Source organism: Variovorax sp. 38R (assembly GCF_014843395.1).
Lineage (GTDB): Bacteria > Pseudomonadota > Gammaproteobacteria > Burkholderiales > Burkholderiaceae_C > Variovorax > Variovorax paradoxus_H.
This window is the reverse complement of the sequence record NZ_CP062121.1, coordinates 3703059-3728453: the sequence shown is the minus strand read 5'-3', so window position 1 is coordinate 3728453 and position 25395 is coordinate 3703059. Positions and strand designations below refer to the sequence as shown.

27 protein-coding genes are annotated in these 25395 nt (G+C 66.3%); 15 read left to right on the top strand and 12 right to left on the bottom strand.

The genetic code is table 11. The features are described 5' to 3' along the window. Window positions 1-84: 84 nt before the first annotated feature. The 4 genes from IG196_RS17255 to IG196_RS17240 all read right to left on the bottom strand — a co-directional run bounded on the left by IG196_RS17255 (window position 85) and on the right by IG196_RS17240 (window position 3993). Window positions 85-2454: a phosphoketolase gene (locus IG196_RS17255; protein WP_192192094.1), complete on the bottom strand. Its 2370-nt coding sequence runs from the start codon at window positions 2452-2454 to the stop codon at window positions 85-87. 118 nt (window positions 2455-2572) lie between these two features. Further along, window positions 2573-2836 (bottom strand): BON domain-containing protein, encoded by a 264-nt coding sequence (locus IG196_RS17250; RefSeq protein ID WP_192192093.1) that lies wholly within the window; start codon window positions 2834-2836, stop codon window positions 2573-2575. 30 nt (window positions 2837-2866) lie between these two features. Further along, on the bottom strand, window positions 2867-3478 hold the full coding sequence (locus IG196_RS17245; RefSeq protein WP_192192092.1) for a hypothetical protein: 612 nt from the start codon (window positions 3476-3478) through the stop codon (window positions 2867-2869). A gap of 56 nt (window positions 3479-3534) precedes the next feature. Then, a complete protein-coding gene (locus IG196_RS17240; RefSeq protein WP_192192091.1) occupies window positions 3535-3993 on the bottom strand; it encodes a universal stress protein in 459 nt (152 codons plus the stop codon). Window positions 3994-4178: 185 nt separating this feature from the next. Between IG196_RS17240 and IG196_RS17235 the strand changes: the two genes are divergently transcribed. The 3 genes from IG196_RS17235 (at window position 4179) to IG196_RS17225 (ending at window position 5285) form a co-directional block, all read left to right on the top strand. Then, entirely contained in the window at window positions 4179-4304 is a 126-nt protein-coding gene (locus IG196_RS17235) for a BON domain-containing protein (RefSeq protein WP_225616697.1), read from the top strand. Between the two features lie 171 nt (window positions 4305-4475). Continuing rightward, window positions 4476-4742: a DUF883 family protein gene (locus IG196_RS17230; protein ID WP_192192090.1), complete on the top strand. Its 267-nt coding sequence runs from the start codon at window positions 4476-4478 to the stop codon at window positions 4740-4742. A gap of 63 nt (window positions 4743-4805) precedes the next feature. Then, complete coding sequence (locus tag IG196_RS17225) at window positions 4806-5285, top strand: universal stress protein (protein WP_318646635.1); 480 nt, start codon at window positions 4806-4808, stop codon at window positions 5283-5285. Window positions 5286-5838: 553 nt separating this feature from the next. Here the strand turns inward: IG196_RS17225 and IG196_RS17220 are convergent. Next, entirely contained in the window at window positions 5839-8529 is a 2691-nt protein-coding gene (locus IG196_RS17220; RefSeq protein WP_192192088.1) for a bifunctional acetate--CoA ligase family protein/GNAT family N-acetyltransferase, read from the bottom strand. Window positions 8530-8673: 144 nt separating this feature from the next. Between IG196_RS17220 and IG196_RS17215 the strand changes: the two genes are divergently transcribed. Further along, on the top strand, window positions 8674-10083 hold the full coding sequence (locus IG196_RS17215) for a phenylacetate--CoA ligase family protein (RefSeq protein WP_192192087.1): 1410 nt from the start codon (window positions 8674-8676) through the stop codon (window positions 10081-10083). 192 nt (window positions 10084-10275) lie between these two features. Next, the gene (locus IG196_RS17210) at window positions 10276-10662 is read left to right on the top strand and encodes an RT0821/Lpp0805 family surface protein (RefSeq protein ID WP_192192086.1); all 387 of its coding nucleotides are present in this window, start codon (window positions 10276-10278) and stop codon (window positions 10660-10662) included. Window positions 10663-10712: 50 nt separating this feature from the next. On the opposite strand, the gene IG196_RS17205 is transcribed toward IG196_RS17210, so the two are convergent. Continuing rightward, window positions 10713-11543, bottom strand: a complete 831-nt coding sequence (locus tag IG196_RS17205) for a universal stress protein (protein WP_192192085.1) — start codon at window positions 11541-11543, stop codon at window positions 10713-10715. Window position 11544: 1 nt separating this feature from the next. Then, on the bottom strand, window positions 11545-11799 hold the full coding sequence (locus IG196_RS17200) for a hypothetical protein (RefSeq protein WP_192192084.1): 255 nt from the start codon (window positions 11797-11799) through the stop codon (window positions 11545-11547). A 170-nt stretch (window positions 11800-11969) separates the two neighbouring features. On the opposite strand from IG196_RS17200, the gene IG196_RS17195 reads away from it, so the two are divergent. Next, entirely contained in the window at window positions 11970-13814 is a 1845-nt protein-coding gene (locus IG196_RS17195; RefSeq protein ID WP_192192083.1) for an adenosylcobalamin-dependent ribonucleoside-diphosphate reductase, read from the top strand. A 39-nt stretch (window positions 13815-13853) separates the two neighbouring features. Here the strand turns inward: IG196_RS17195 and IG196_RS17190 are convergent, their stop codons facing one another. Further along, on the bottom strand, window positions 13854-15113 hold the full coding sequence (locus IG196_RS17190; RefSeq protein WP_192192082.1) for an MgtC/SapB family protein: 1260 nt from the start codon (window positions 15111-15113) through the stop codon (window positions 13854-13856). A 114-nt stretch (window positions 15114-15227) separates the two neighbouring features. On the opposite strand from IG196_RS17190, the gene IG196_RS17185 reads away from it, so the two are divergent. The 6 genes from IG196_RS17185 to IG196_RS17160 all read left to right on the top strand — a co-directional run bounded on the left by IG196_RS17185 (window position 15228) and on the right by IG196_RS17160 (window position 19684). Continuing rightward, the gene (locus tag IG196_RS17185; protein WP_225616696.1) at window positions 15228-15662 is read left to right on the top strand and encodes an NAD(P)H-dependent oxidoreductase; all 435 of its coding nucleotides are present in this window, start codon (window positions 15228-15230) and stop codon (window positions 15660-15662) included. A gap of 273 nt (window positions 15663-15935) precedes the next feature. Beyond that, window positions 15936-16973, top strand: coding sequence for a zinc-dependent alcohol dehydrogenase family protein (locus tag IG196_RS17180; RefSeq protein WP_192192081.1), 1038 nt, complete (start codon window positions 15936-15938; stop codon window positions 16971-16973). Between the two features lie 61 nt (window positions 16974-17034). Continuing rightward, window positions 17035-17415, top strand: coding sequence for a hypothetical protein (locus IG196_RS17175; protein ID WP_192192080.1), 381 nt, complete (start codon window positions 17035-17037; stop codon window positions 17413-17415). A gap of 8 nt (window positions 17416-17423) precedes the next feature. Then, window positions 17424-18113, top strand: a complete 690-nt coding sequence (locus IG196_RS17170) for a PRC-barrel domain-containing protein (RefSeq protein WP_192192079.1) — start codon at window positions 17424-17426, stop codon at window positions 18111-18113. Between the two features lie 87 nt (window positions 18114-18200). Continuing rightward, the gene (locus tag IG196_RS17165) at window positions 18201-18431 is read left to right on the top strand and encodes a hypothetical protein (protein WP_192192078.1); all 231 of its coding nucleotides are present in this window, start codon (window positions 18201-18203) and stop codon (window positions 18429-18431) included. A 26-nt stretch (window positions 18432-18457) separates the two neighbouring features. After that, window positions 18458-19684 carry an SAM-dependent methyltransferase gene (locus IG196_RS17160; protein ID WP_225616695.1) on the top strand — a complete coding sequence of 409 codons (1227 nt, stop codon included), beginning with the start codon at window positions 18458-18460 and terminating at the stop codon, window positions 19682-19684. A 243-nt stretch (window positions 19685-19927) separates the two neighbouring features. Here IG196_RS17160 and IG196_RS17155 read toward each other — a convergent pair whose 3' ends face one another. The 4 genes from IG196_RS17155 to IG196_RS17140 form a co-directional block, all read right to left on the bottom strand. Next, on the bottom strand, window positions 19928-22198 hold the full coding sequence (locus IG196_RS17155) for a copper-transporting P-type ATPase (protein ID WP_192192077.1): 2271 nt from the start codon (window positions 22196-22198) through the stop codon (window positions 19928-19930). 311 nt (window positions 22199-22509) lie between these two features. Next, window positions 22510-22731, bottom strand: a complete 222-nt coding sequence (locus tag IG196_RS17150) for a methyltransferase family protein (protein ID WP_192197212.1) — start codon at window positions 22729-22731, stop codon at window positions 22510-22512. Next, window positions 22662-22826 carry a DUF2933 domain-containing protein gene (locus IG196_RS17145; protein WP_192192076.1) on the bottom strand — a complete coding sequence of 55 codons (165 nt, stop codon included), beginning with the start codon at window positions 22824-22826 and terminating at the stop codon, window positions 22662-22664. The genes IG196_RS17150 and IG196_RS17145 overlap by 70 nt, the downstream gene beginning before the upstream one ends. A 73-nt stretch (window positions 22827-22899) precedes the next feature. Next, window positions 22900-23313, bottom strand: coding sequence for a hypothetical protein (locus IG196_RS17140; protein ID WP_192192075.1), 414 nt, complete (start codon window positions 23311-23313; stop codon window positions 22900-22902). Between the two features lie 300 nt (window positions 23314-23613). On the opposite strand from IG196_RS17140, the gene IG196_RS32285 reads away from it, so the two are divergent. From IG196_RS32285 to IG196_RS17125, 3 genes are all read left to right on the top strand, one after another. Next, entirely contained in the window at window positions 23614-23748 is a 135-nt protein-coding gene (locus tag IG196_RS32285) for a hypothetical protein (protein ID WP_318646634.1), read from the top strand. A 202-nt stretch (window positions 23749-23950) separates the two neighbouring features. Then, window positions 23951-24793: a universal stress protein gene (locus IG196_RS17130; RefSeq protein WP_192192074.1), complete on the top strand. Its 843-nt coding sequence runs from the start codon at window positions 23951-23953 to the stop codon at window positions 24791-24793. A 1-nt stretch (window position 24794) separates the two neighbouring features. Further along, window positions 24795-25379 carry an exopolysaccharide biosynthesis protein gene (locus tag IG196_RS17125; RefSeq protein ID WP_192192073.1) on the top strand — a complete coding sequence of 195 codons (585 nt, stop codon included), beginning with the start codon at window positions 24795-24797 and terminating at the stop codon, window positions 25377-25379. Window positions 25380-25395: the final 16 nt, after the last annotated feature.

Genomic DNA, 25395 nt, shown 5'->3' with positions numbered 1-25395 from the left:
AGCGCGAAGTTCCTGAGTATCCCGATCCTCATGAGCGTAGCACGCGCACCTCGCCGGCGACACCCCCTGACGCCCCGTCGCGGGCTACCCTGTCCAGCGCCAGTTCTCGATCTGCGGCATGTCCTGGCCGTGGCGCGTGATGTAGGCCCGGTGTTCCAACAGCCTGTCGCGCAGATGCTGCTGCACATGACCGGTGCTGTCGCACAGTCGCGGCACGCGCGCGATGGCATCGGCGGCCAGGTGAAAGCGGTCCAACCGGTTGAGTACCGTCATGTCAAAGGGCGTGGTGGTGGTGCCTTCCTCGCAGTAGCCGTGCACGTGGAAGCTGGAATGGTTGCGCCGCTTGTAGATGAGTCGATGGACCAGCGCCGGGTAGCCGTGGAACGCGAAGATCACGGGCCTGTCGGTGGTGAAGATCGCATCGAAATCTGCATCCGAAAGACCGTGCGGATGGGCGCTGGGCGATTGCAGCGCCATCAGGTCGACCACGTTCACCACCCGCACCTTGAGCGCGGGCACCTTCTGGCGCAGCAGGTCCACGGCCGCCATCGTCTCCAGCGTGGGCACGTCGCCGGCGCAGGCCATGACCACGTCGGGTGTTTCGCCTTCGTCGTTGCTCGCCCAGTCCCAGATGCCCAGGCCCGTGGTGCAGTGGCGCGTCGCGGCGTCGATGTCCAGCCACTGCGGGGCGGGTTGCTTGCCGGCCACGATGACGTTTACGTAGTCGCGACTGCGCAGGCAGTGGTCGACCACCGACAGCAGGGTGTTGGCGTCCGGTGGAAGATACACGCGCACGACCTCGGCCCTCTTGTTGATCACATGATCGAGAAAGCCCGGGTCCTGATGGCTGAAGCCGTTGTGGTCCTGCCGCCAGACATGGCTGGTCAGCAGGTAGTTCAGCGAAGCGATCGGCCGGCGCCAGCCAATGCCGCGCGCGACCTTGAGCCACTTGGCATGCTGGTTGAACATCGAATCGATGATGTGGATGAAGGCTTCGTAGCAGGAGAAGAAGCCGTGCCGTCCGGTCAGTAGATAGCCTTCGAGCCAGCCCTGGCACAGATGTTCGCTGAGCACTTCCATCACGCGGCCATCGGGCGAGAGGTGCTCGTCGCCGGGCCACACTTGGGCAGTCGTGGTCCGAGCGGTGACATCGAACAGCGCGCCCAGGCGGTTCGATGCGGTTTCGTCCGGACCCATGACCCGGAAGTTGTTGTCTTTCGCACTGGCGCGCATGATTTCGCGCAGGAAATTGCCCGCGACGCGTGTGGCCTGCGCGTCGGTCGCGCCCGGCGCCGTCACTGGCACGGCATGCGCGCGAAAGGGAGGCATCGCCAAGTCCTTCAGCAACAAACCGCCGTTGGCATGCGGATTGGCGCTCATCCGGCGACGGCCTTGGGGTGCGAGGGCGGCGATCTCGGGGCGCAGCGCGCCATGCGCATCGAACAGTTCTTCGGGGCGGTAGCTGCGCAGCCATTGCTCGAGCAGTTCCACGTGGTCCGGCTTGGCGACGAAGTCGGTGAGCGGCACCTGGTGCGCGCGGAAGGTGCCCTCGACCGGCAGGCCGTCCACTTGGCGCGGTCCGGTCCAACCCTTGGGGGAGCGCAGCACGATCATAGGCCAGCGCGGCCTGGCGTGGAAGCCATCCTTGCGGGCGCCGGCCTGGATGGCGCGGATGCGATCCAGCGCCGTGTCCAGCGCCGCGGCCATCTGTGCATGCATCGCCATGGGCTCGTCGCCCACGACAAAGTACGGCTCGTGGCCATAGCCGCGCAGCAGCTGCGTCAGCTCCTCTTCGCCGATGCGTGCCAGCACGGTGGGGCCGGCGATCTTGTAGCCGTTCAGATGCAGGATCGGCAGCACCGCGCCATCGCGTGCGGGGTTCAGGAACTTGTTGGAATGCCAGCTCGCCGCCAGCGCGCCGGTCTCGGCCTCGCCGTCACCGATCACGCAGCAGGCCAGCAGCGAAGGGTTGTCGAACACCGCGCCGTAGGCGTGCAGCAGCGAATAGCCTAACTCGCCGCCCTCGTGGATAGAGCCTGGCGTTTCCGGTGCGACGTGGCTTGGAATACCGCCTGGAAACGAAAACTGCATGAACAGCTGCCGCAGGCCTTCGGCGTCCTGGCTGATGGACGGATACACCTCGCTGTAGGTGCCTTCGAGGTAGGTGTTGGCAACCACACCCGGTCCGCCATGCCCCGGGCCCGCGATGAAGATCGCATCGAGATCCCGCGCGTTGATGGCGCGGTTCATGTGCGCATAGATGAAGTTCAGGCCTGGTGTCGTGCCCCAGTGTCCGAGCAGGCGCGGCTTGATGTGTGACAGCGCAAGCTTCTCGCGCAGCAGGGGGTTGTCCATCAGATAGATCTGGCCTGCCGACAGGTAGTTGGCGGCGCGCCACCATGCATCCAGCAGTGTGAAGTCCTCTGGTGTCGCAGGCATAGAGGTGGAGGCCATGTCGAGCTGCTTTCTGGATAGCGGACCTGCCAGTATGGACACGCGGGGGCGCACAAGGTTGATATGGTGCAAGTCGGTAACACCGAATCCAGGGCATGTGACTTCGAGTGAGGGGCGGTCAGCCCGAGTGAGTGCTGGGCGTCATGCGCACCACGGCCGACGCCTGGGCCGGGCGGACGGTGAGCCGGTTCAGCAGCGTGGTCAGCCCGTCCGTACGCCGTGCGGCACGCTCTGCCGCCGCCCGCTGAGCCTCATCGGCCACCTGCCCGCGCAAGGTCACCACGCCGTCTTGCACGCGCACATCGACGTCGCAAGCGTTGACCGCCGGGTCCCAGTTGAGCTGCGCGAAGACATCGTGTCTGAGTTGAATGTCTGGATTCATGAAAATCCCCTTTCTGCAGATTCGCAGGTGTCACTTCTTTTCCTGACCCGCCGGGCGAGCAGCACGCTTCATAGCTTCAAGCGTGCGTGCCGAGGCGTCGGCGACAGCCTTGGCCGCCGAGCGCATGGCCTCGTCAGCCTTGTCGAGCGCCTCGCGCGTGGCCTGTGCCGCCTGTTCGGCCTCTTCCTTGCTGGCCTGCGCAGCGCGGTTGACCGACTCCTCGGCCCTGGCGAGGGCTTCCCTGGAAGCATGCGCGGCCCTTGCGCTTTCTTCCTGGGCCGCGCGTGCAAGGTCCTTGCTTTCGTCTAGTGCCTTGCCGGCCGATGCGGCGGCCTTCTCTTCCAGCCGCGTCGCCGCTTCCGCGGCCTTCTTTGCGGCCTGGCGGATGCCTTCGGCCAAGGCCCTGGAAACTTTGCCGGTGGCCACCTTGCTTTTTGCCGCGGCGGCCTTGGCCGCATCCTCCGCCTTGCGAGCTGCCTTCTGCGCATCTCGTGCGGCGCGGCCGGCGGCATCGCGAGCGCCTTGTGCCGAACTTTCCGGCGGGCTCAGTTGTGCCGGCGCGATGTAGTCGGCGGCGAAGGCGCAGGCACCGATGGCGAGGGCCGCGGAGGCCATGAGGGTGCGCAGTGTGTTCGTTGTCATGGTTTTCTCGTCGATGCAAAGGGTTGGAATGTGGAGTCGAAAGTGCGGTTCCGGGGTCAGCTCGTCGACGCCCCACGCACCAGCAGCACTGGCACGGGGCTGCTTCGTGCCACACGGTCCGCGTCGCTGCCCAGCGCCAGCCGGCTCAGACCTCGGCGGCCATGGGTGCCCATCACGATCAGGTCACAGGCGGCCTTCCCGGCTTCCTCGGTCACGATGTCGGCGACGCGGCCCTGCGTGACTTCGCGCAGCACAGTCTGGGCTTGCACGCCGGCGGCGTTGGCCTGAGTCAGGGCCTTGGACAAGACCGATTCGCCATACGCGCGCATCTGCAGGAGGCCAGCCTCGAAGCTGGAGATCGTCGAAATCTCCATTCGCATCGGAAAGTCGTTGATCACGTGAAGCAGCCGCAGTTCGCTCTTGAGTTCACTGGCCAGGCGAATGGCTTCCAGCAGGCCACGATCGGCCGTGGGACTACCATCCAACGGAACCAGAATGTGCTTGTAAACGGGCATTGTTTTCTCCTCGGGGCCGCCTGCAACACGCACCTGCCGCCAGCCCCGGTGCGACGGGTAGGCAAATTCTTCGACTGTGCGACTACGACGGCCTTGCGCCACATCAACATCTATCCAAGTTGCCGGTGATTTGATGCGTGTCAAAGTGCCACGCTCGGGATGAGCCCAAGCGCATCTAGGTCGTAGTGAGCGGTTCGAAAGCCGTTCTGCGCGGAACCGTTCACTCCTGGGCGGAGCGCACGGCGGCCCAAGGGGTGGCATGGGCCGCACCCGGCATTGCGAGCGTGGAGAACGAACGCAGGGTGGTCTGATTTCCCCGACGGCTGCAGCGGGCCGTCGAACAAGGCGTCGGCGTCGTCGACAGGCACGAGGGCCGGCACGAGCACCCCCCGCGCCCACTTGATTGATGCATCTCAAATCCACGACTGCAGCACGTGTCCAGAATGAGTCGGCATGCAACCAAACCCAGAAAGGACGAAACCATGAACAGCATGATTCCCGAGGTCGCCACCGCATCGATCGACAAATCGAATGGACCCTCACACGGAAACTTCGCCATTGGCGAGCAGATGAAGGGCGGGCTGCAACGCACGCGCGAGCGCGCCGATGCCCTGCAGGCCGGTGCGATGCGCAAGGCGCGTGAAGCGACCGCATCTACCGACAAGGCGATTCACCATCATCCGTATCGCGCGGTGGGCATCGCTGCCACGGCAGCACTGATCGTCGGCTTTCTGGCCGCCCGTCGCTGAATTTCACTGCACCGGCTGCGCTCTTGCTCCGACGAGCGCACGCGTTGCGGATCATGGCGGCCCGTGCGGGGCAAGGAGCAGCTTGTGTATCTACGAATACTCGTGCCCATCGACGGCAGCGCGGCATCGGCTCGCGCTGTCGAAGAGGCGATTCGCCTTGCCAGACCGTTGAAGAGCCGGGTCCGGCTGCTCCACGCGATCGACGAACTTTCCGTCGCGCAGGCCAGCTATGCCCGCGACGGGCTTGACGATCTTCGGGCGGAGGCGGCGCGCCTGCTCTTTCGGTGTGCCGACCGTGTGCGCCGGGCGCGGGTCGAAGTCGACACCGTGCTCTACGACGAGGTGGACCGCACAGTCGCAAGCCTCGTCGCCGACGAAGCGAAAAGATGGCAGGCCGACCTCATCGTCGCCGGGACGCATGGCCGGCGTGGCCTGGGTCAGGTCTTGCTGGGAAGCTGCGCGGAGCGGATCGTGCGCGGATCAGCGGTTCCCGTGATGCTCGTGCATGCGACGGCGAAGGAGGTGGTCCCCGTTGTCGGCTGAGCTGGATCAAAGGCCACCCACTCCTTTGCCATGCCCGTGGCGGGCAACATGACGGTACGCGAAGGTGCAGGACACCAATGGGAAGCCGGCACCCTGAATGTGAGCGCCACTGCGTGCGGGCGGGGGCGACAGGCGCCAGGTGAGGGGCTGCGGTCCCCGCGATCGCTGATGAAGCGGGACCGCCAGCGTGTGCCGCTCATGCATGGCGCAAGGTCGTCCGGGGCTTTCCGGGTGGCACCGTACCCGCGTCTTGGGACGCCTGGTCGAGACGGATGATGCAAGCGCCGAGTACGCGGGACTCCTTCGAAGACTGAGGCAGTCCGCGCAGGAGATCCCGCTGCCGGCGCCACCGGCGCGACGTGGTCACTGGGTATTCAGGACGTTGTGAGTGCCACCTTCGCGCTTGGGCAACGTCAGGCGCAACACGCCATCCTCAAGTCTGGAGAGCGCTTCCGGGCGTTGACGCGTCGCTGGCAAAAGGCATCTTCGCCCGGTCTGCGCAACGAAAAAATCACCGAGATCACCCGCTATCTCGACGAGCGCGTTGATGAGGTCACACCGACGAGTGCGGTGCGCTTGTCGGGGTCTTCAGCTCCATCACCATTCGTCGCAGGCCCGACGAGGGGGGTTCTTGCGGATCGGCCTTCAAACCCATGTCGGCCGAGAGCTTGAGCATGCGGGCGTTGTCGCGCAGCACGAGTCCGACCAGCCGTTCGATGCCCCGATCGCGGGCATGTTCGATCAGGCGTTCGAACAGCAGCTTGCCCAATCCCTGGCCTTTGAGGTCGGAGCGCACGACGATCGCGAACTCGGCTTCCACGTTGTCCGGATCGCTCACCGTGCGGGCCACGCCCAGCGTCTCGGTACGACCTTGTACATCGACGGCCTCAGCGATGAAGGCCATCTCGCGGTCGTAGTCGATCTGGGTCAGGCGAGCGAGTTCGCTGTGCAGCAACTCCTTGCGAGGGGAGAAGAATCGAAAGCGCGTGTCCTGGGGGTCCAGCGATGCGATGAAGCGCACGTGTTGCGGTTCGTCTTCGGGCCGGATCGGCCTGACCACGATCTCACGGCCGCGCCAGGTCTGCGCACGCACCCATTGCGTGGGGTAGGGCAGGATCGCGAAGCGCTCGGCGCCACCGACCGGCGTAGGCGACAGGCGCACGCGCGCGTCGAGCGCCAGCGCACCGTCTTCGTCCAGCCACAGTGGGTTGATGTCGAGCTCGGCCAGTTGCGGCAGGTCGGCGAGCATCTGCGACACCGCGACAAGCACGTCGTACAGCGCCTCGAGACGGGCCGGCGGATGGTCGCGAAAGCCGCCGAGCAGGCGCGCGACCCGGGTGCGCGAAACGAGCTCCTGCGCCAGCGCATGGTTCAGCGGTGGCAGGGCGATGGCCGTATCGCCGATCACCTCGACGGCGGTGCCGCCCTGGCCACAGAGGATCACCGGCCCGAAAACGCTGTCCATGCTCGCGCCCACGATGAGTTCCTGCGCATGCGGGCGGTGCACGGTGCGTTGCACCGTGAAGCCATCGATCCGGGCCAGCGGCCTGGCGCCTTGCACGGCCTTGAGCATTTCGCGCGCCGCGCGGTCCAGAGCGACCTCGTCGCCCAGCCCGAGCCGCACGCCGCCCACGTCCGTCTTGTGCGTGATGTCGCGCGAGAGGATCTTCAGCGCCACCGGATAGCCCAGCCCCCGCGCGGCCTCGACGGCCGCCTCGGGCGTTGGGGCGACTGCCAGCGTGGGCACAGTCTCGATGCCGTAGGCCTGCAGCAGCGCCTTGGCCTCCTGCTCGCCCAGCCATTCGCGCCCATCCGCCAGGGCGGCGTCGAGCGTCGCGCGCACGACGACGCTGTCGGGTGCGGCGTTGCGTGCGGCGCTGGGCGTTTCCATCAGGATCTCCTGGTTGCGCCGGTAGGTCTGCAGCATCGCGAAGGCGTGCACCGCCTCTTCGGGCGTGGCGTAGTCAGCCACACCGGCCTCCTCGAAGAGCTTGCGCGCCTGTGCCACCGCGTCATCACCGAGCCAACTGCTCATCACGCGCGAGGCGTGGCCGCGCACCAGCGGCAGGCAGGCGCGCGCGATGTCTTCGGCGCGCACGATGGCCGTCGGCGCATGCATGAAGAGCACCGCCCCGGCCGAATCGTCAGCCAGCAGCGCGGACAGTGTCTGGGCATAGCGCTCGACCGGCGCGTCACCGATGATGTCGATGGGGTTCGCATGCGACCAGTGCGCCGGCAGCACGGCGTCGAGGCGGGACTTCAGATCCGCGACGGGGTCGGCAAGCGTGACGCCTTCGCGCGCGGCCGCGTCTGCGGCCATGACCCCGGCGCCCCCGCCGTTGGTCATGACCGTGAGCGTGCTGTGTCGATTGCCGCGAAATCGCGACAGCGTCTGCGCGGCGATGAAAAGCTCCTGCAAGGTGTCGACGCGCAGCATGCCGGCGCGCCTGATTGCGGCGTCGTAGACCGTGTCCGAACCCGCCAGCGCACCGGTATGCGAGGCCGCAGCCTTGACGCCGTTGCCTGCGCGCCCGGCCTTCACCACGATCACCGGCTTGTTGCGTGCGGCCGCCCGTGCGGCGGACATGAACTTGCGTGGTGATTCGATGGATTCCACGTACAGCAGGATCGAGCGCGTGCGCGTATCGCTGGCCAAGTGGTCAAGCAGGTCGCCGAAGTCGACGTCGCAGTGCTCGCCCAAGGAGATCAGGTGCGACAGGCCTACACCGCGGCTGCGTGTCCAGTCGAGCACCGCCGTGACCAACGCACCCGACTGCGAGACGAAGGCCATGTCGCCCGCCAGTGCATCCGTGTGAGCGAAGCTGGCGTTCAGTCCGACGTGGGGACTGAGCAGGCCCAGGCAGTTGGGACCGAGCAACCGCAGTGTGAAGGGGCGTGCAGCCTCCAGTGCCGCCTGTTTTTGCTGCACGCTCAACCCGGCCGTGATGATCACCACCGCCCGGGTGTCCAAGGAGCCCAGTTGTGCGACCAGCGGCGCGACGGTGGCCGGCGGCGTACAGATCAACGCCAGATCGGGTGCGGCGGGCAGGCAGGCTGCACTGGAAAAGATGGGCACCTCATCGAGCGAGTCGTACTTCGGGTTCACGCCGTAGACCGGCCCGGCAAAGCCACCGGCCCGAAGATTGCGCCAGACCGTCGCGCCAACGCTGCCTGGCCGATTGGAGGCACCGAACACGGCGACGGAGGCCGGCGACAGCAGGCGATCGAGATAGCGAATGCTCAAAACTGACTCCAAAGTGATCGCCCATGGTGAAGGGCCTTGGCGGCCCGCAGCTTGATACACGTCAAGCCGTCGGTGCGGCGCAGGGGCAAGATTTGGGCTCACAGGAATCCCCCATGCACGCCCATTCACCCCTGCGCACGCACCATGGCGCCGACTTTTGATCCGTGGCGGGCGTACGTGGTCGCGGCCGAGGTGTCGATGGCCACGCAGGCCTCGGCCGACTCGCTTGGCGTCCTGCGCGCGCAGCGCCTCGCCGCGCTCCTTGCCAGTGCGGCCGCGCATTCGCCTCGGTATCGGCATGTGCTGAAAGGGTGCGATCCAGCCACGGTGCGGCTGGAAGATCTGCCGGTGTCACACAAGGCCGAGTTGATGGGGGACTTCGAGGGCTGGGTAACCGATCCGACGCTCACACTGCACGGGCTGCGCCGCTTCATCGCCGATCCCGCGAACATCGGGGCGGACTTTCTCGGGCGCTATACCGTGTGGGAAAGCTCCGGCAGCACCGGCGAGCCTGCGATCTTCGTGCAGGATGCGAAAGCGATGGCGGTGTACGACGCGCTGGAGGCGCTGCGTCGGCCGCAACTGCGGCCGCTCGAGCGATTGCTCGATCCGTGGAGCCTGAACGAACGCATCGCCTTCGTCGGCGCGATTGAGGGGCATTTCGCCAGCACGGTGTCGGTTGAGCGTCTTGGGCGCCTGCAGCCGGGCCTCTCGCAGCGCCTGCACGGCATTTCCTTCCTGCAGCCGCTGGACAGGCTGTGCGCGGAACTCGACGCCTTCGCGCCGACGGTGGTGGCCACCTATCCCAGTGCCGCGGTGCTGCTGGCGGAAGAACGCCAGGCTGGCCGGCTGAGGGCGGCGCCGCGCGAGATCTGGGCCGGCGGCGAGACGCTGTCGAGCGCCAGTCGTGCATTTGTGCGGCGCGTGTTCGCGTGCCCGGTGGCCAACAGCTATGGCGCATCGGAGTTCCTGTCGCTGGCATTCGAATGCCCCTTGGGCGTGCTGCACCTGAACAGCGACTGGGCGATTCTCGAATCGATCGATGCGCATGGCCGGTCCGTGCAGCCCGGCCATTCCGGCGCCACGACCTTGCTCACCAATCTGGCGAACCATCTGCAGCCGTTGATTCGTTATGACCTGGGCGACCGGGTCACGCTGCTGGAGGGGGCCTGCAAATGCGGTTCGCACCTGCCAGCCATCGAAGTGCTGGGTCGCGACGACGATACGCTGCGTCTGGCGGGCGCCTGCGGAATGCCCACGGTGAAGGTGGTGCCGCTGGCGATAAGCACGGTGCTCGAGGAAGAAGCGGGGCTGTTCGACTTCCAACTGGTGCAGCAGGGGCCTCACGATCTGCTGCTGAAGACCCGTGGGACGGGGGAACGAGCCGCACAATCCCTGCGTAAAGCGCGCGCCGTGCTCACGGAATTTCTCGAGGGGCAGGGGGCGCAGGGCATCCACATCCATTGTCGTGGCGGGCAAAGCGCACATTACGGGCGCAGCGGCAAGATCCGTCGGGTGATCTTGCAGCCCGACGGTGCGCGGGCGGCAAGTTGACCTGCATCAAGGCCCCGGTCGACGCGGTCTGCGGCATCGTTCACACTGTTCATGAGGCATGAATGCTGTCCCTGATCCCTTGCGGTACCTCGATCTTCCATGGCGGGGGTGGGCTGCTCGCCGCGCTGGCGGACGGTTCGCGCGGCCTATGTCACTGCGCCTGAGCGATCAGGCAACGCCGAGGAGAAGCAGATGAGGCTCGTGTCTGTTCTTTTCGCTTCGAGCGCCGTGTTGGCGCTGGCGGCCTGCCAGGGAGTTCCCGAGCGCGCTCGGTCCAGCAGCCTGCTCACGGGCTCCCTTGCCGGCGTCGCGCTTGGCAGCGTGGCGGCCAGGGCAATGGATGACGGCGATCGGCGCCGTGCGGCGAGTGCGTTGGAAACCGCGTCCGACGGCGAGCCCTCGGCCTGGCGCAATCGTGAGACAGGCGACAGCTTCGTGTTCACGCCCACGCGCAGCTTCGCGCGCGGCGGCTCCCAGTGCCGTGAATTCAAGATCGAGGTGGTGGTCGGCGGACGGCACGACAGCGTTGGCGGCAGTGCATGTCGGCAAGCCGACGGTGCCTGGCGCATCCCGGGCTGACGCAGGGGATGGGGCCCGAACCACGGTTCCACACGGTTCGGCCTTGGGGGTCAGTGCGCCATCCAGACGGGAACCGTGGCTGATTCCAGTACCGTGCGTGTGACCCCTCCAAGGAAGAGTTCGCGCGCACGGCTGTGACCATAGGCGCCCATGACGATCAGCCCAGCGCCGACTTCCCCTGCCAGCGAAAGCAACGCTTCGCCCTGGTGCCTGCCCTCAAGTGACCGATGCTCCAGGGTTTGATTGATGCCGTGCAGGCGCAGGTAGTCCCGCAGCCGGGATACCGGTGAGACGGGGTCACCGCTATCCGAAGACGCCACCAGATGGACTTCCTGCGCCGCTTGCAACAAGGGCATGGCGGTGCTGAGTGCGTGAGCCGATTCGCGCGTCGCACGCCAGGCGAGCAGCACCTTCGGCGGGCTTGGAGAAACCCTGCCGGCAAACGGAATGACCAGTGCCGGCTTGCCGCTTCCCAGAACGACCGCCTCGACGAAATCGCCAGGCACGTCGAAGCCGGCCGTATCCCGCGGATTGCGTTGCCCCAGCACCATGAGGTCGCAGGTGAGCGCGCACCGGATGAAGCTCTCGATGACAGGCTCGCCGCGCAATTCGAGCCAGTCACTGCGGCTGGCGTGGTCCTGCAGGAGGCGTTCAAATACCGCTGCGGCGTGGGCTCGGTGGTCGCGGTCGATCTCGCCGGCCGTGGACATGGGCGGCAGCCCGCCCATCATCGGCGGCACCGCCAGCACACTCGGAGACACGGCAAAGAGCGTGGTCAATGCCGACTCGTGCATGGCCGCCAGGCGGTGCGCCAGGCGCAGCCGCACCTCGGCGCGATCGGTGCCGTCCAGGTGCACGAGGATCGAACGCAGCGTATTCATATCAGAAACCGTGCGCAGGGGACAGCCCCGCGCCTGTCATGACCGGTAGGGGGTCCGTGCTTGCGGTGGCGAACCAGCGACAGATCGAGCCCGCACCGAATCGGCCAGGCCTTCGCTCGTGCAGAAAGCCCCAGACGAGGGCGCCCTGCGCGTCCAGCGGAATGCCGGCGGACCGAAGCAGCGCGACGCGCCCCGGCTCTGTGGTTTCAAAGGGAATTCGGACGGTGATGTCGGGCATTCGATAGCGACGTGCCATGCATTCTTTCTCTTGAGTGCGCACCAGCTCGTGTCTGCAGCATCGTGCGATATGCGGTGTGATCAGACTCAATTCACTCTAGAAGTGCGCCGCATCCGGCGCCTTGCGCTGGATCAAGCTTGTGCGAAGGCATCCGCTCATCATGGGCGCCCAGATGTGAGTTTCCGGTGATGCCCATGACAAGCGATACCGTCGACACCCCCCTTCCTGCGGCGCTGCCCGCACAACCGATCAGTCAAGACGTGCTGATGGAGAAATACGCCCGTGGGGACGAGCATTGCATCGACGACATCCACCGCCGCGTGGCGCGTGCACTGGCGCAGGCCGAGAAGCCCGAGGATCGCGAGGCCTGGACATCGCGCTTTCGCCAGGCGTTGCAGGACGGCTTCCTGCCTGCGGGACGCATCCAGTCGGCGGCCGGCACGACGCTGGCGGCCACCCTCATCAATTGCTTCGTGCAGCCTGTGGGCGACTCGATCACCGGGGATGACGAAGGACACCCAGGCATCTACGTCGCGCTGGCCGAAGCCGCCGAGACCATGCGTCGCGGCGGCGGCGTGGGCTACGATTTCTCCCGCATCCGTCCGCGCGGCGCTTGGGTGGCCGGCACACAGTCGAGTGCGTCGGGTCCGGTGCCGTTCATGCGCGTGTTCGACTGCTCCTGCCAGACGGTGGAGTCGGCCGGCGCACGGCGCGGCGCCCAGATGGGCGTGTTGCGCTGCGACCATCCCGACATCGAGGACTTCATCGGCGCGAAGGACCACGCAGGACTGACCAATTTCAACCTGTCTGTGGGGTTGACCGACGCCTTCTTGCAGGCGGTGTGCGACGACCGGAGCGTCGAACTGGTGCATCGGGCCCAACCCGGGCCCAGCATCCACACCGACGCCCAGCATCGGCGCGGCGACGGGCTGTGGGTGTACGGCACACGGCCCGCGCGAGCGCTGTGGGACCGGATCATGCGATCGGCCTACATGCATGCGGAGCCCGGTGCCTTGTTCTTGGACCGCATCAATGCCGACAACAACCTGTCATGGTGCGAGACGCTCGTGGCCACCAATCCTTGTGGTGAGCAGCCTTTGCCGCCCTACGGCGCTTGCTGCCTGGGATCGATCGACCTCACACGCTTCGTGAAGTACCCGTTCGAGCCGGCCGCGCGTTTCGACGAGGAGGGGTTCTCGCGTTTAGTGGGCGTAGCCGTGCGCATGCTGGACAACGTGCTGGACATCACGGCCTGGCCTCTGCAACGCCAACGTCAAGAGGCGCTCGGCAAACGGCGCATCGGGCTGGGATTCACGGGCTTGGGCGATGCGCTGGTGATGCTCAACCTGCGCTACGACGCCGGCGAGGGCCGCGACGCCGCGCAGCGAATCGCACAGTCCCTGCGGGACGCGGCGTACGCTGCATCGTGTGAGCTTGCCCGGGAGCGCGGTGCCTTTTCCCTCTTCAATGCGGACCTCCACCTGGGCCGAGGCACCTTCGCCTCCCGATTGCCCGAGCCGCTGAAGGCGCAGATTCGCGCGCACGGCATCCGCAACTCGCACCTGCTGTCGATCGCGCCCGCCGGCACCATCAGCCTGGCCTTCGCGGACAACGCGAGCAACGGCATCGAGCCGGCGTACGCCTGGACCTTCGCGCGGCACCGGCGCCTGCCGGAGGGCGGGATGGAGGAGTACGTGGTCGAGGACCATGCGCTGCGGCTGTTTCGCCAGCGCAAGGGCGCTCATGCGGCGCTGGGGCCAGCGTTCGTTGGTGCACTGCAGATGAGCGCGCAGGCGCATGTGGAGATGGTGGCGGCCGTGGCACCGTTCATCGACGCCGCCATCTCCAAGACGGTCAATGTGCCCGCCGACTGCACCTACGAGGACTTCAAGGACCTGTATATGCACGCCTGGCGACGCGGGCTCAAGGGCCTGACGACATACCGGCCGAACCCCGGGCTCGGCGCGGTGCTGAAGGAGGCCGTCTCGCGGTCGATGTGTGTGGGATGCACCACGCCCATGGCGGCGGGCTGAGGCCGCGTGAGCTTTCCGGGGCACGGCCATCTGGCTCGGTCATGGCCGCGCCAGCCAGATGGCGGCCGCGCACGCGCAGGCGAGGCTCGCGATCAGCGCGGACGCCACGCGCAACGCGTAGTTTCGGCCGCCGGCTGCCAGTGCCACAGCGCAGCGCGTGAGGGTGTTGGTTCCGACTGCCACGAGCACGCCGAGGATGAAACGATCTGTCGCCAGCGTGCCGGCCGCGTGCAACGAAGCCAGCGAGGCCACGGGCGCATGCGCATCGACCAGCGCCCCCAGCGCAATGCCGACCTGCAGGCCCGCGTCGCCGAAGTGCTGCTGCGCCGTGCCTACCAGCAATGCGACCATCGCCAAGGCGAGGGCAACTGCAAGCGCCGCACGCGGGCGCAGCGCGCTGCGGGTGCTCGCAGGTGCTTGGGGCGTGACGGACGGTGCAGCCGACAGCAGCGAAAGCAGACCCACGGCCGCCGCGCCCGCTGCGCCCGCCAGTGCCACGGGCAGCAATGCGAGCGCGGCTTGCGGCGACAGCGCGGCTGTCATGGTCAGGGCCAGCACCCAGGTGGCCACTGCCGAGAGGGCCGCGGCGCCAGCCAGCACGCCGGTGTTCGCCGGCTGTTCGCGTGCACGGTTGCCAAAGGACGCGACGGTGGCCGTGCTCGATACGAACCCGGATGCGAAGCCCGCGCCCAGCAAGCCGCCGCGCACGCCGAGCCAGCGCACCGCCGCTTGTCCCGCGGCCTGGATCGCCATGATCAGCAGCACCATCGCGGCCAGCGGTCTGGGCGCGATGCCGCCCAGCATCTCGATCGGTCGGGACGGAATGAACGGGAGAACGACTAGGGCGAGCGCGGCCAGCAGGACGCCATCGTGAAGCTCCTGTTCGCTGAGCAACTGCGTGGCGAACCGGTGCAGCCTGTGGCGCGCCGCCAGCAGCAGCGCCAGGCCGGTGCCGCAGGCGGCCCCGAGCGACGGCTCGAACATGCACAACACGCCGATCAGATAGGTCGCGAAGAGGGCGAGCTCGGTGGTCATTCCCGGGTCGCGTGATCGGCTCTTCCAGTGCGACACGGCCGCCAGTGCTGCGACGAGTGCGCCACCGATGGGAACGAGCGCAGGCACCGGTATCAGCTGCGCCACTGCGCCGCTCAAAGCTGCGACGGCGAATGTGCGCAAACCCGCCGCCTCTCGCCGATCGCCGTCGCCCTTGCGGCGTTCGCGTTCGATGCCGACGATGAGTCCGACGCCCAGCGCCACAGCCAAGCCGACGACCGCTTCCGATGGACGGGGGGTGTTCATGCCCGCAGTGTCGCGCCGGGCGACGCCGCGTCAAGACGGCGCGGTCGCCGGGCCCGGTGTCCGATCACGTGGACTTGATCTTTCGCAAGCGCAGGCTGCCGCGCGGTGCGCAGGATGGTTCCATCTGTCGTTCCGGGGCGGCGTTGTCAGGCCGAACATATGTCCAGAAAAGTCCTCCTGCTGCAGGGCCACCCGGACGCGTCGACCGTGCATCTCGGTCATTCGCTCGCCCAAGCCTACGCACGGGGCGCGCAGGCGGGCGGCCATGAAGTGCGGTTCATCCGGATCGCAGAATTGGAGTTTTCACTGCTGCTCAGCAAGGCTGTGTGGGACGCGCAGGCCGTGCCTGCGGTTCTGCAGCCTGCGCAGGATGCGATCCAGTGGGCCGACCACATCGTGCTGTTCTTTCCGCTGTGGCTCGGTGGCATGCCGGCATTGACCCAAGGCTTCCTCGAACAGGTGCTTCGCCCCGGGTTTGCACTCGCGCGCTCGTCGCAGGGCCACCTGGGTGTCAAGCTCTTGAAGGTCGCTCGGCGCGCATCGTCGTGACCATGGGGATGCCCCCCTGGTCTATCGCTGGTACTTCTGCGCCCACAGCCCGAAGGCGCTGGAGCGCAACATACTCGGCTTCGTGGGCATTGCGCCGGTCCACGAGACACTGGTCGGCCTGGTCGAAAGCATGGACGACGCCCAGCGTGGACGGTGGCTGCGCCGTCTCGAAGTTCTTGGGTGCGAGGGCCGATAGGCGCCCTCGGACACGGAGGCGAGGATTCCTTGCGTTTTCTCAAACATCCGATGCGCACGGGCGCCTAACGTCGGGGCATGAAAGCACTCGTATACAAGGGACCCGGCCTCAAGGCCCTCGAAGACCGCCCCAAGCCGGAGCTTCAGGCGCCGGGTGACGCCGTCGTCCGAATCCTCAAGACGACCATTTGCGGCACCGACCTGCACATCCTCAAGGGCGATGTGCCGACCTGCACGCCGGGGCGCATCCTCGGACACGAGGGGGTGGGCGTGGTCGAGACCGTGGGCGCCGGTGTGACGGCCTTCCGTCCGGGCGATCACGTGCTGATCTCGTGCATCTCATCGTGCGGCAAGTGCGAGAACTGCCGCCGCGGCATGTATTCGCACTGTGCCTCCGGTGGCTGGATTCTGGGCAACACCATCGACGGCACGCAGGCCGAGTACGTGCGCATTCCGCATGCCGACACCAGCCTCTATCCGATTCCCGCTGGTGCGGACGAGGAGGCGCTGGTGATGCTCAGCGACATTCTGCCGACGGGTTTCGAATGCGGCGTGCTCAACGGCAAGGTTGCTCCCGGCAGCACCGTGGCCATCGTGGGGGCAGGGCCGATCGGCTTGGCCACGCTGCTCACTGCCCAGTTTTATTCGCCGTCGCAGATCATCCTCATCGACCTGGATGACGCCCGGCTCGAGGTCGCGCGCCGCTTCGGCGCGACGCACACCGTTAACAGCACCGACGGCAAGGCGGCCGAGGCCGTGCTCGCGCTGACGGGCGGACGCGGCGTCGACGTGTCGATCGAGGCCGTGGGAATACCCGCCACCTTCGTGCTATGCCAGGACATCGTGGCGCCGGGGGGCACGATCGCAAACATCGGCGTTCACGGGCACCCGGCCGAGCTCCATTTGGAGCGACTTTGGTCGCAAAACATCGCAATCACCACCCGGCTGGTGGACACGGTGTCCACGCCGATGCTGCTGAAGACGGTGCAAGCCCGCAAGGTGGACCCCGCCCGGCTAATCACGCACCGATTCAAGCTGGACCAAGTGATGGACGCCTACGACACTTTCGGGCGCGCGGCCCAGACGCATGCGCTCAAAGTGATCATCGAAGCCTAGTACGGAGTGCCCGCCGCGCACCTTCCTGTCGCCCACTTGTCATTCTTTGCATCGGACTCCCATGTCGCTTTTCCACGCCGTCGTCCAGATCGATCATCACACTGCGCACATCCTTCAGTTCGATGCGGCGCAGGCGCTCGCTCAGCAGGTGAAGGAACACGTCCATTACACGCGTCAGCACGGCAGCAATGTGCGCAGCGAGCACGAATTCTTCGCCGAGGTGTGCGATGCGACAAAGGGCATCGCCGAGGTGCTCGTCGTGGGCTCCCATACGGCGCTGTCCGATTTTCGCCGCTACGTCGAGCGACATCGCGCCGAAGTGGCGCTTCGCATTGTCGGATGGGAGGCGGTGGGTCACATGAGCACGAACGAACTGGTTGCGATGGCGCGCCGCTACTTTTCCATGCACGCGGGCATGGCAACGCCCATGAAGGCGGGCTGAGGGTGGCCGTGAAGACGACGCGCCGCACCATTGGCCCGGGCATGGCGCTCACCTTCATGCTGGTGCTTGGGGCGAACGGTCTCGCCGGCGCGCAGGTGGCGGGCGCCACGCGATGGGCCGGCGAGGTCACCGAGACCGATCAACTGATCGCGGGATGGAGCGCCAGGCAGAGCATCCTCGGGCGGTCCGTGTACAACGCATCGGGCGATCGGCTGGGCAAGGTGCTGGACCTGATCGTGGGCACCGACAAGCGCGTGACATTCCTGATCGTAGACACGGGCCGCGGCGTCCCTGGAGCCGCGCAGCACCTGGTCGCTGTTCCGGCGTCGCAACTGCAGGTGCGCGGCGCGCGTGTCGTGCTGCCCGACGCCGCGCGCCAGACGCTGGCCATTCAGCCTGCCTTCGTGCACGCGCCGATCACCCGCACGCAGAGCGCTATTGTCGAACAAGCACAGCAGGACGTTGACAAGTCCCGCCAAACGATCGCCGTGCTCGAGCGCAGGTTGGCGCAAGGCAGCGCACAGGAGCGGGCGCCAACCGAACGGAAGCTTCTCGCGCTACGGCAAGGCCAGAAAGCCGTCCAGGAAAAACTGGACGATATGGACGCGGCAGGTGCGGCGCAATGGCAGTCTGCGGAAGCCGAGATCGGGCAGGCCTCGGCGCGTCTGCGTAGTGCGATCCGCAACGCATCGAACTGAGCGAAAACGGTGCCTTTGCTTGATGTGCGTCAAGCGCTCTCGAGGGCGAATTTCTAAGATCGGTTCCTATTCCCGGAGACATCTCACATGGCCAACGATGCTTTTTCGACGACACCGATGCAGCCGGCGCCCTTCGGCGCAGGCATCTTTCAGGTAATGATGGACTTGCAGATGGCTGCTGCCAAGAGCGCATGGCTGGTGCAGCGCCAGCAATGGGAGGCGATGGGCGCCTGGCAGCATTCGATCGCCGCCGTGCAACGTGAGCTCATGGATCAGTGGATCTGCCGCTTTGGAGGCGGCGTGCCGTTGGACGGCTAGACGCAGCCGAGGCTGCAGGCGATTCCATGATGCTGTCTCTTGCCTTGCACAACCTGCTCGATGGCATCGGCGAGCGCGCCGCCACACGCTTTGCCGTCGTCATGCCCGACGGCAGCCGTTTCGACGTCGGTACGGGGGCACCGGTCTTCACGCTGAGGTTTCACACCGAGGCCGCGCTGTTTGCCACCGCCTCGCGGGGCCACATGGGGTTGATGCAGGCCTACTTCGACCAGGAGCTCGACGTCGAGGGCGATTTCGGTGCCGCCCTGGCCGCGGGGATGGCCGCAGGTTTCGACCAGCAGGCCGGTGCGCTCAACAGCATCGAGAACGGCCTGCATGAGCTGCGCCACTCCAACAGCGACCCGGTCCAGGCCAAGGCCAACGCCCGCATGCACTACGGCTTGGGCACAGGCTTTTACCGTCCTTGGCTCGACGATCCCCTGATGATGTCCACCTGCGGCTACTGGCCTGAAGGCACCCGCAACCTGGAGGAGGCCCAGCGTCACAAGATCGACCATGTGTGCCGCAAGATCCTGCTCAAGCCCGAAGACCGCTTCATCGACATCGGCTGCGGATTTGGCGGCTTCATGTTCCGGGCGCAGGAAAAGATCGGCGCCACGGGCATAGGGCTGAACACCACCACCGAACAGGTCGAGTGGCTGCGCGACGAGATCGAACGGCGCGGACTGGAAGCCTCGTTGCAGGTGCGCGAAGCCGATTTCCGTGACGTTGACGAGCAGTACGACAAGGTGGTCTCCATCGGCACGCTGGAACACGCAGGCCGCGACCAGTTGTCCGAAGTGATTCGGGCACATGCGCAGTTCCTCAAGCCCGGTGGGCTGGGGATCCTGCACTTCATCGGCCACATGGGGCGCTTCGAGACGGAGCTGTTCATTCGCAAGCACGTGTTTCCGGGTGACTGGATTCCCAGCTTGGCGGATGTGATCGTGGAGATGGAGCGCAGTGGCCTGGAGGTGCTGGACATCGAGAACCTGCGCCGGCACTACGCGCCCACGCTCGACGCCTGGGCGCAGCGATTCGAGGCGCACTGGCCCGCGATACAGGCCCTGGACCCGCAACGCTTTGACGAGCGCTTTCGTCGCATCTGGCGCACGTACCTGATCGGCTGTGCCGAGATGTTTCGCTCGCCGGCAGGCCATACCCACCTGTTCCAGATCGTCTTCAGCAAGGGCAACGTCTCGCCGCAAGGCTACCCGATGGGCCGGGAGCACCTGTATGGGCCCGAGCGCTGAGCGCCTGGCCCACGAGGCGCGAAGGAGCCGCCTTCTGGCGGCGTTGCAGGAAGGAGATGTGGCCGGCACGGCGTCGATTGCATTTCCGAACCTGAGTCAACGAACTGCCGATGAAGCGCGCGTCTTCCGGCAACAGGGTCGGTCGCAGAAAGATGAAGTAGAACCCAAGGCAGACAAGCCACACGCCGCAAGAAGCAATCAGCCATTCCGGCCATCCGCGACGGGAGGCGGCGTGCATCACAGCTACTCCACCTTCACTGTCCGAAGTCGGAGCGCGTTGCCGATCACGCTGACCGACGACAGTGCCATCGCCGCGGCGGCAACGACCGGCGAGAGGAGCACACCGAAGAAAGGGTAGAGCACCCCTGCCGCAAGCGGGATGCCGGCCACGTTGTAGGCGAACGAGAGGAACAGGTTCTGGCGGATGTTGCGCATGACAGCGTGCGACAGCGTCCTCGCGCGAACGATGCCCATCAGGTCGCCCTTGAGCAGCGTGATGCCAGCGCTTTCCATCGCCACGTCGGTGCCGGTGCCCATCGCGATGCCGACCGTGGCGGCGGCCAGCGCTGGCGAGTCGTTGACGCCGTCGCCGCCCATGGCCACGACCCGGCCCTCTTTCATCAAGCGCTGCACGACCGCGACCTTGTCCTCGGGGAACACCTCGGCGACGACTTCATCGATGCCCAACTGTTTGCCCACTGCGTCGGCCGTTGTCTTGCCATCGCCGGTGAGCATGACGATGCGAATACCTGCAGCCTTCAGCAGCTGGAGCGCCTGGGGCGTCGTGGCCTTGATGGGGTCGGCGATGGCGACGAAGCCAGCGAGCTTGCCATTGACGCCGACGAAGATGACGGTGGCCGCCTTGGCGCGCTGCTCTTCCGCAGCCTGGTTCAATGGCGCCGATTCGATGCCACTCTCGGCCAGGAACTTCGCGCTGCCCGAGACCACCCGCTGTCCGTCGACCGTGCCGACCACGCCCTTGCCGACCGGCGAGTCGAAGTCCGTGACGGCGGACAGGTTCAACTTGCCCTCCTGCGCCGCGTTCACGATGGCCAGAGCCAACGGGTGTTCGCTGGCCCGCTCGACGCTCGCGAGCTTCTGCAGCACGTCGTCCTTGCCAAAGCCCTCGGTCGTTTCGATGTGAACCACTTTCGGCCGACCTTCGGTCAGTGTTCCGGTCTTGTCGAGCACCAGCGTGTCGACTTTTTCCATGCGCTCGAGCGCTTCTGCGTCGCGGACAAGCACGCCGTGCTGCGCGCCCTTGCCGACCCCGACCATGATGGACATCGGCGTGGCCAGGCCCAGCGCACAGGGACAAGCAATGATGAGAACGGCGACCGCCGTGACAAGGGCATAGCTGAACGCCGGCGAGGGACCCCACGCCAGCCAGACGCCGAACGTGATGACCGCGATCAGGATGACGATCGGCACGAACCAGCCTGCGACCTGGTCGGCCATGCGCTGGATGGGCGCGCGGCTGCGCTGGGCTGCGGCCACCATGTGAACGATTTGCGAGAGCAGCGTATCCGCGCCGACCTTCTCGGCGCGCATCACGAAGCCCCCGGTCTGGTTGAGCGTTCCGGCGGTCACCTTGGAGCCGACCGCTTTTGCGACGGGAATGGGTTCGCCCGTGACCATCGACTCATCGACGTTGCCCTTGCCGTCGGTGAGCTCGCCGTCGACCGGGATCTTCTCGCCAGGCCGCACGCGCAGGGGGTCGCCGACCTGGATGGCATCGACCTGAACGGTTTCGTCCGAACCGTCGGCCTTCACCTTGACCGCGGTCTTCGGCGCAAGCCCGAGCAAGGCCTTGATGGCCCCGGACGTCTTCTCGCGCGCTCGAAGCTCGAGCACCTGGCCCAGCAGCACCAACACCGTGATCACCGCTGCAGCCTCGAAGTAGACCTGAACAGCGCCGCCCTGCAGCCGAAGTTCGGCTGGAAACAGCCCGGGCGCGACGGTCCCGACGATGCTGTAGATCCAGGCGGCTCCGGTGCCCAACGCGATGAGCGAGAACATGTTCAGGCTCCGGTTCTTCACCGATGCCACAGCACGCACGAAGAAGGGCCAACCTGCCCACAGCACGACCGGTGTTCCCAGCAGCAGTTGCACCCAGTTCGAGGTCTGCTGCGCGATGAGGTGGTGGATATTGAAGAGGTGTCCGCCCATCTCCAGGGCAAAGACCGGCACAGTGAGCGCCATGCCGATCCAGAACCGCTTCGTCATGTCCCGCAGCTCGGGGCTCTCGCCTTGCTCTGCCGTCGCCAGCACCGGCTCGAGCGTCATCCCGCAAATGGGGCAGTTGCCCGGCCCCATCTGACGCACCTGAGAGTGCATCGGGCAGGTGTACTCGACCTGATCCTGCTGGCCCTCGGCTGCCGGCTTGGCGGCAGCGGGCGCATGAGCGTGGTGGCTGTGGCCATGGTGAGCATCGTTCATCACGGTGCCGTCCGGCACCGGTGTTGTCGAGTGCGGGCTGACGGGGTCATGGGTCGTTACGCTATGGGCTTTCATCGCGCTCTCCTGTTCTGGTGGTTGGTTTCAACCTTCCAATGGTTGGAAGGCCAAGAGGCTCTATCGAAATGCCAGTGCCGCGGCAATCCAGGGCCACCACCAGCCAGGGATACCCAGCACAACCATCAGCAACTGCTCCCGCCAGGCCGGTGGACTTTCGCGGCCTTCGAGCCGGTACTTCAGTGTCATTCCTGCGCCATGGACCGCCAGACTCACGCCGAGCAGTGGGACAGCGTAGGGCCAGAATGGCTTCTGGGGCAATGAGCGCCAGGCCGGCACCCAAAACCATGGCGCCGAGACTGGAGGCGAGCTCAGCGCCCCGTGTGGCTGTTGACCGGCCGAGCACGGTCGTCTTTCGAGAAGCTCGGGACGAACCGCGGCGTGGCAGCAGCGTAGTCGCGCCATGCGTCGCCGAACGCGGCTTCCGAGTCGCGCGCCCCGGAGATGGCCAACCGTACATGCATCACCACGAGCACCGGGAACATCGCCAGTGTGAGGAGCGTGGGCGCATGACGATGTGCATCAGCGGGCACGCCAGCACAAGCGCGAACGGCAAGACGCCCAATACGTGGGCGCGGTGTTCGGTGAACAGAAGAAAACCGACGTCTGCTGAGACGACGGGCAGCACAACGCCCCCGAGTGAGCGCCAGAACGGGGGGCGTAGTCCATCCGTCCATGGCCTTGCTCCTTGCGGTCGACGGCTACTTGGCCGCTGGCGTCTTCATCCCGTCGCGGTCCATCATCATCTGCATCATCATTTCCATCATGTCCATGCGCTTGCCCATCATCTCGGGAGACATGCGCGCGCCGCCTTTGCCGTCAGGAGCGTTCATTTGGCTCATCATCGCCATGCCGTCCTGCATGGCCTTCATGTGTGCGTCCATCAACGCCTGGCGTTCGTCCGGCGTCTTCGCGGCCATCATCTTTTCGTGCATTGCCTGCATGGACTTCATCTGCATCTCCATCTGAGCAGGTGGCACTTTGGGCGCCTTCGATGCTCCAGGCGCGGACGCTGCGACGTTCGCAGGGTGATGGGCCGCATGGTCCTGCTTGGATTGCGCCAGTGCGCCGCCTGATAGCGCTGCGGCGATGGTGAGGAGAAGAACTGAACGCATAGAGGACCTCCGGCTTGTTGACCAAGTTTCGCGGCATCCAGCGCTGCACAGCTTGCGTTAGGTCAAGGCAGGAGGCTCGCTGCGCGCCTGGATTGGCTTAGAGGCATTCCCCAGCCTCCAAGGAGAGTTCCATGAACTCCACATCGCCTTCGATTCGGGAGAGCAGCGCCCCGTCAGCCGCGCTTCGCACAGCGGTGGCGCTGGCCGCCACCGTCGCGGTTTTCGATGCCCTGTGCACCCTGGCCTGGCTTGCTGCACCTGGCCCGTTTCTGAGCTTCATGAACAGCCGTGTTCCACGGCATGGACTTCTCCATCCTCCTTCGGCCCTCGCCTTTTTCGGTGGGCGGCTTTGTCGAAGCCTTGCTCGTGATGAGCCTGTGGGCGTTCCTTGCGGGCTCCTACTTTGGATGGCTGCGCCCGCGTCTCGGTGCGTAGGCGCTTTCAGCGCGTGTTGTTCCGGGACAGTGCCTGCCGCTGACTCGAGACGCCGAGTGGGCCCGCGAATGGTCAGGGCCTGGTGGAAATTTTCCGATCGCAGGCTTGATCGCCGTCAATACGCGCCCGGCTCCAGTGCCTGAACATGGGTCGCACGTTCACTTCGCGTCGTCCGCGGCGCCTCACCGTTCGGGGAGTTCCCATGAATTTCAAGACCATCCTCGTGCATCTGGACCATTCGGTGCGCAGCCCCGTGCGCGCCGCGGTGGCCGCCCGATGGGCGCGGGCGCACGGAAGCCATCTGACCGGGCTGCTGCCGACAGGCCTGAGCGACGGCGTGATTCCTGCCGACGCCATCGCCACCGGCATGACCGACTACATTGCCGAGTCGGCCGATTATTTGCGCCGTCGTTCTGAGGCCATTGCTCGGGAGTTCCGGGAGGCTGTCGCCGGGACCGGCCCCATGTCCTACGAAGTGCGGATGGTCGATGGGGATACGGTGGACGCCGTAGTGCGCCATGGACGCGTGAGCGACCTCGTGGTGCTCGGGCAAAGCGACGATTCGAACAAGGAAGACACCATCGTCCGCGCGCTCGCCGAACACGTGCTCATGGACGTGGGGCGACCGGTAATGGTCGTGCCGTCGGCCGGCGCATTCGATGAGATTCCCAAAGGCGTCGTGGTGGCATGGGACGGCTCGCGCGAAGCCGCCCTGGCCGTGCAGGCGGCGTTGCCGGCGCTGCGCCGCGCCGCACGGGTCACGCTCGTGTCGCTGCGACATCCGCACGATAAGGACAACAGCCAGCGGTTGCTGGCGTCGGACATGCTCCAGTACCTGCTGCGCCATGGCGTGCAAGCGCGCGCCGAGTCTCAGGTGACCGAGATCGACATCGCGCAAGCGCTGCTGTCGCGCATCGCAGACCTGGGCGCCGACCTGCTCGTGATGGGCGGCTATGGCCATTCGCGCCTGCGCGAGCGCGTTCTCGACGGCGTGACGCGGCAAGTCCTCGCGCAGATGAGCGTACCGGTCCTGATGGCGCACTGAAATGTCCGCTCGCGCCGACGCTTGGATCGACAGCCTGGGCCGTCTGGTGCGCGACACGGGCCGAGCACGTGTTCGCGTTGGCGATATCGAGGTCGCCGCCGGGGAGGGCGGCCTGGCCGCGGCGATCCTGATCTTCGCGCTGCCCAATGCGCTGCCTTCGTTGCCGGGCATGTCCAGCGTGCTGGGCGCGCCGCTGCTGGTGTTCACGGCGCAAATGCTCCTGGGGCGGCCCGCATGGATGCCGCGCTGGCTGGCCCGCCTATCGATCTCGCGCGCCTCTCTAGAAGCGGTCATGGCGCGCCTGCAAGCGGTGCTCGCGTGCAGCCGTGGCGTGAGCCGCCCGAGGCTGCATGCGAGCACCGGATCCGGGGTCATGCGTGTTGCCGGCGGGCTGGGCTGCGTGCTGGCGATGCTGCTGGCGCTTCCACTGCCGCGGGTCAACATTCCGATCGGCATGTCATTGAGTCTGCTGTCCTTCGGCGCGTTGCGCGGCGACGGGCTGGCGGTGCTGCTGGGGTTCGTCGCCGGCATCGTTGCGCTGGTGTTGGCCGCCAGCGTGTGCTGGGGCGCGTGGCTCCTGCTTTGACGCAGGTCAAGGCTGC

Excerpts from the sequence above, each read along its gene's own strand:
- IG196_RS17180 (WP_192192081.1), top strand. The coding sequence starts at position 15,936 with ATGAAAGCACTCGTATACAAGGGACCCGGCCTCAAGGCCCTCGAAGAC.
- IG196_RS17140 (WP_192192075.1), bottom strand. The coding sequence starts at position 23,313 with ATGCGTTCAGTTCTTCTCCTCACCATCGCCGCAGCGCTATCAGGCGGC.
- IG196_RS17185 (WP_225616696.1), top strand. The coding sequence starts at position 15,228 with ATGGTTCCATCTGTCGTTCCGGGGCGGCGTTGTCAGGCCGAACATATG.
- IG196_RS17230 (WP_192192090.1), top strand. The coding sequence starts at position 4,476 with ATGAACAGCATGATTCCCGAGGTCGCCACCGCATCGATCGACAAATCG.
- IG196_RS32285 (WP_318646634.1), top strand. The coding sequence starts at position 23,614 with ATGGACTTCTCCATCCTCCTTCGGCCCTCGCCTTTTTCGGTGGGCGGC.
- IG196_RS17210 (WP_192192086.1), top strand. The coding sequence starts at position 10,276 with ATGAGGCTCGTGTCTGTTCTTTTCGCTTCGAGCGCCGTGTTGGCGCTG.
- IG196_RS17215 (WP_192192087.1), top strand. The coding sequence starts at position 8,674 with ATGGCGCCGACTTTTGATCCGTGGCGGGCGTACGTGGTCGCGGCCGAG.
- IG196_RS17160 (WP_225616695.1), top strand. The coding sequence starts at position 18,458 with ATGATGCTGTCTCTTGCCTTGCACAACCTGCTCGATGGCATCGGCGAG.
- IG196_RS17245 (WP_192192092.1), bottom strand. The coding sequence starts at position 3,478 with ATGACAACGAACACACTGCGCACCCTCATGGCCTCCGCGGCCCTCGCC.
- IG196_RS17190 (WP_192192082.1), bottom strand. The coding sequence starts at position 15,113 with ATGAACACCCCCCGTCCATCGGAAGCGGTCGTCGGCTTGGCTGTGGCG.
- IG196_RS17155 (WP_192192077.1), bottom strand. The coding sequence starts at position 22,198 with ATGAAAGCCCATAGCGTAACGACCCATGACCCCGTCAGCCCGCACTCG.
- IG196_RS17250 (WP_192192093.1), bottom strand. The coding sequence starts at position 2,836 with ATGAATCCAGACATTCAACTCAGACACGATGTCTTCGCGCAGCTCAAC.
- IG196_RS17240 (WP_192192091.1), bottom strand. The coding sequence starts at position 3,993 with ATGCCCGTTTACAAGCACATTCTGGTTCCGTTGGATGGTAGTCCCACG.
- IG196_RS17255 (WP_192192094.1), bottom strand. The coding sequence starts at position 2,454 with ATGGCCTCCACCTCTATGCCTGCGACACCAGAGGACTTCACACTGCTG.
- IG196_RS17175 (WP_192192080.1), top strand. The coding sequence starts at position 17,035 with ATGTCGCTTTTCCACGCCGTCGTCCAGATCGATCATCACACTGCGCAC.
- IG196_RS17165 (WP_192192078.1), top strand. The coding sequence starts at position 18,201 with ATGGCCAACGATGCTTTTTCGACGACACCGATGCAGCCGGCGCCCTTC.
- IG196_RS17200 (WP_192192084.1), bottom strand. The coding sequence starts at position 11,799 with ATGGCACGTCGCTATCGAATGCCCGACATCACCGTCCGAATTCCCTTT.
- IG196_RS17130 (WP_192192074.1), top strand. The coding sequence starts at position 23,951 with ATGAATTTCAAGACCATCCTCGTGCATCTGGACCATTCGGTGCGCAGC.
- IG196_RS17205 (WP_192192085.1), bottom strand. The coding sequence starts at position 11,543 with ATGAATACGCTGCGTTCGATCCTCGTGCACCTGGACGGCACCGATCGC.
- IG196_RS17195 (WP_192192083.1), top strand. The coding sequence starts at position 11,970 with ATGCCCATGACAAGCGATACCGTCGACACCCCCCTTCCTGCGGCGCTG.
- IG196_RS17125 (WP_192192073.1), top strand. The coding sequence starts at position 24,795 with ATGTCCGCTCGCGCCGACGCTTGGATCGACAGCCTGGGCCGTCTGGTG.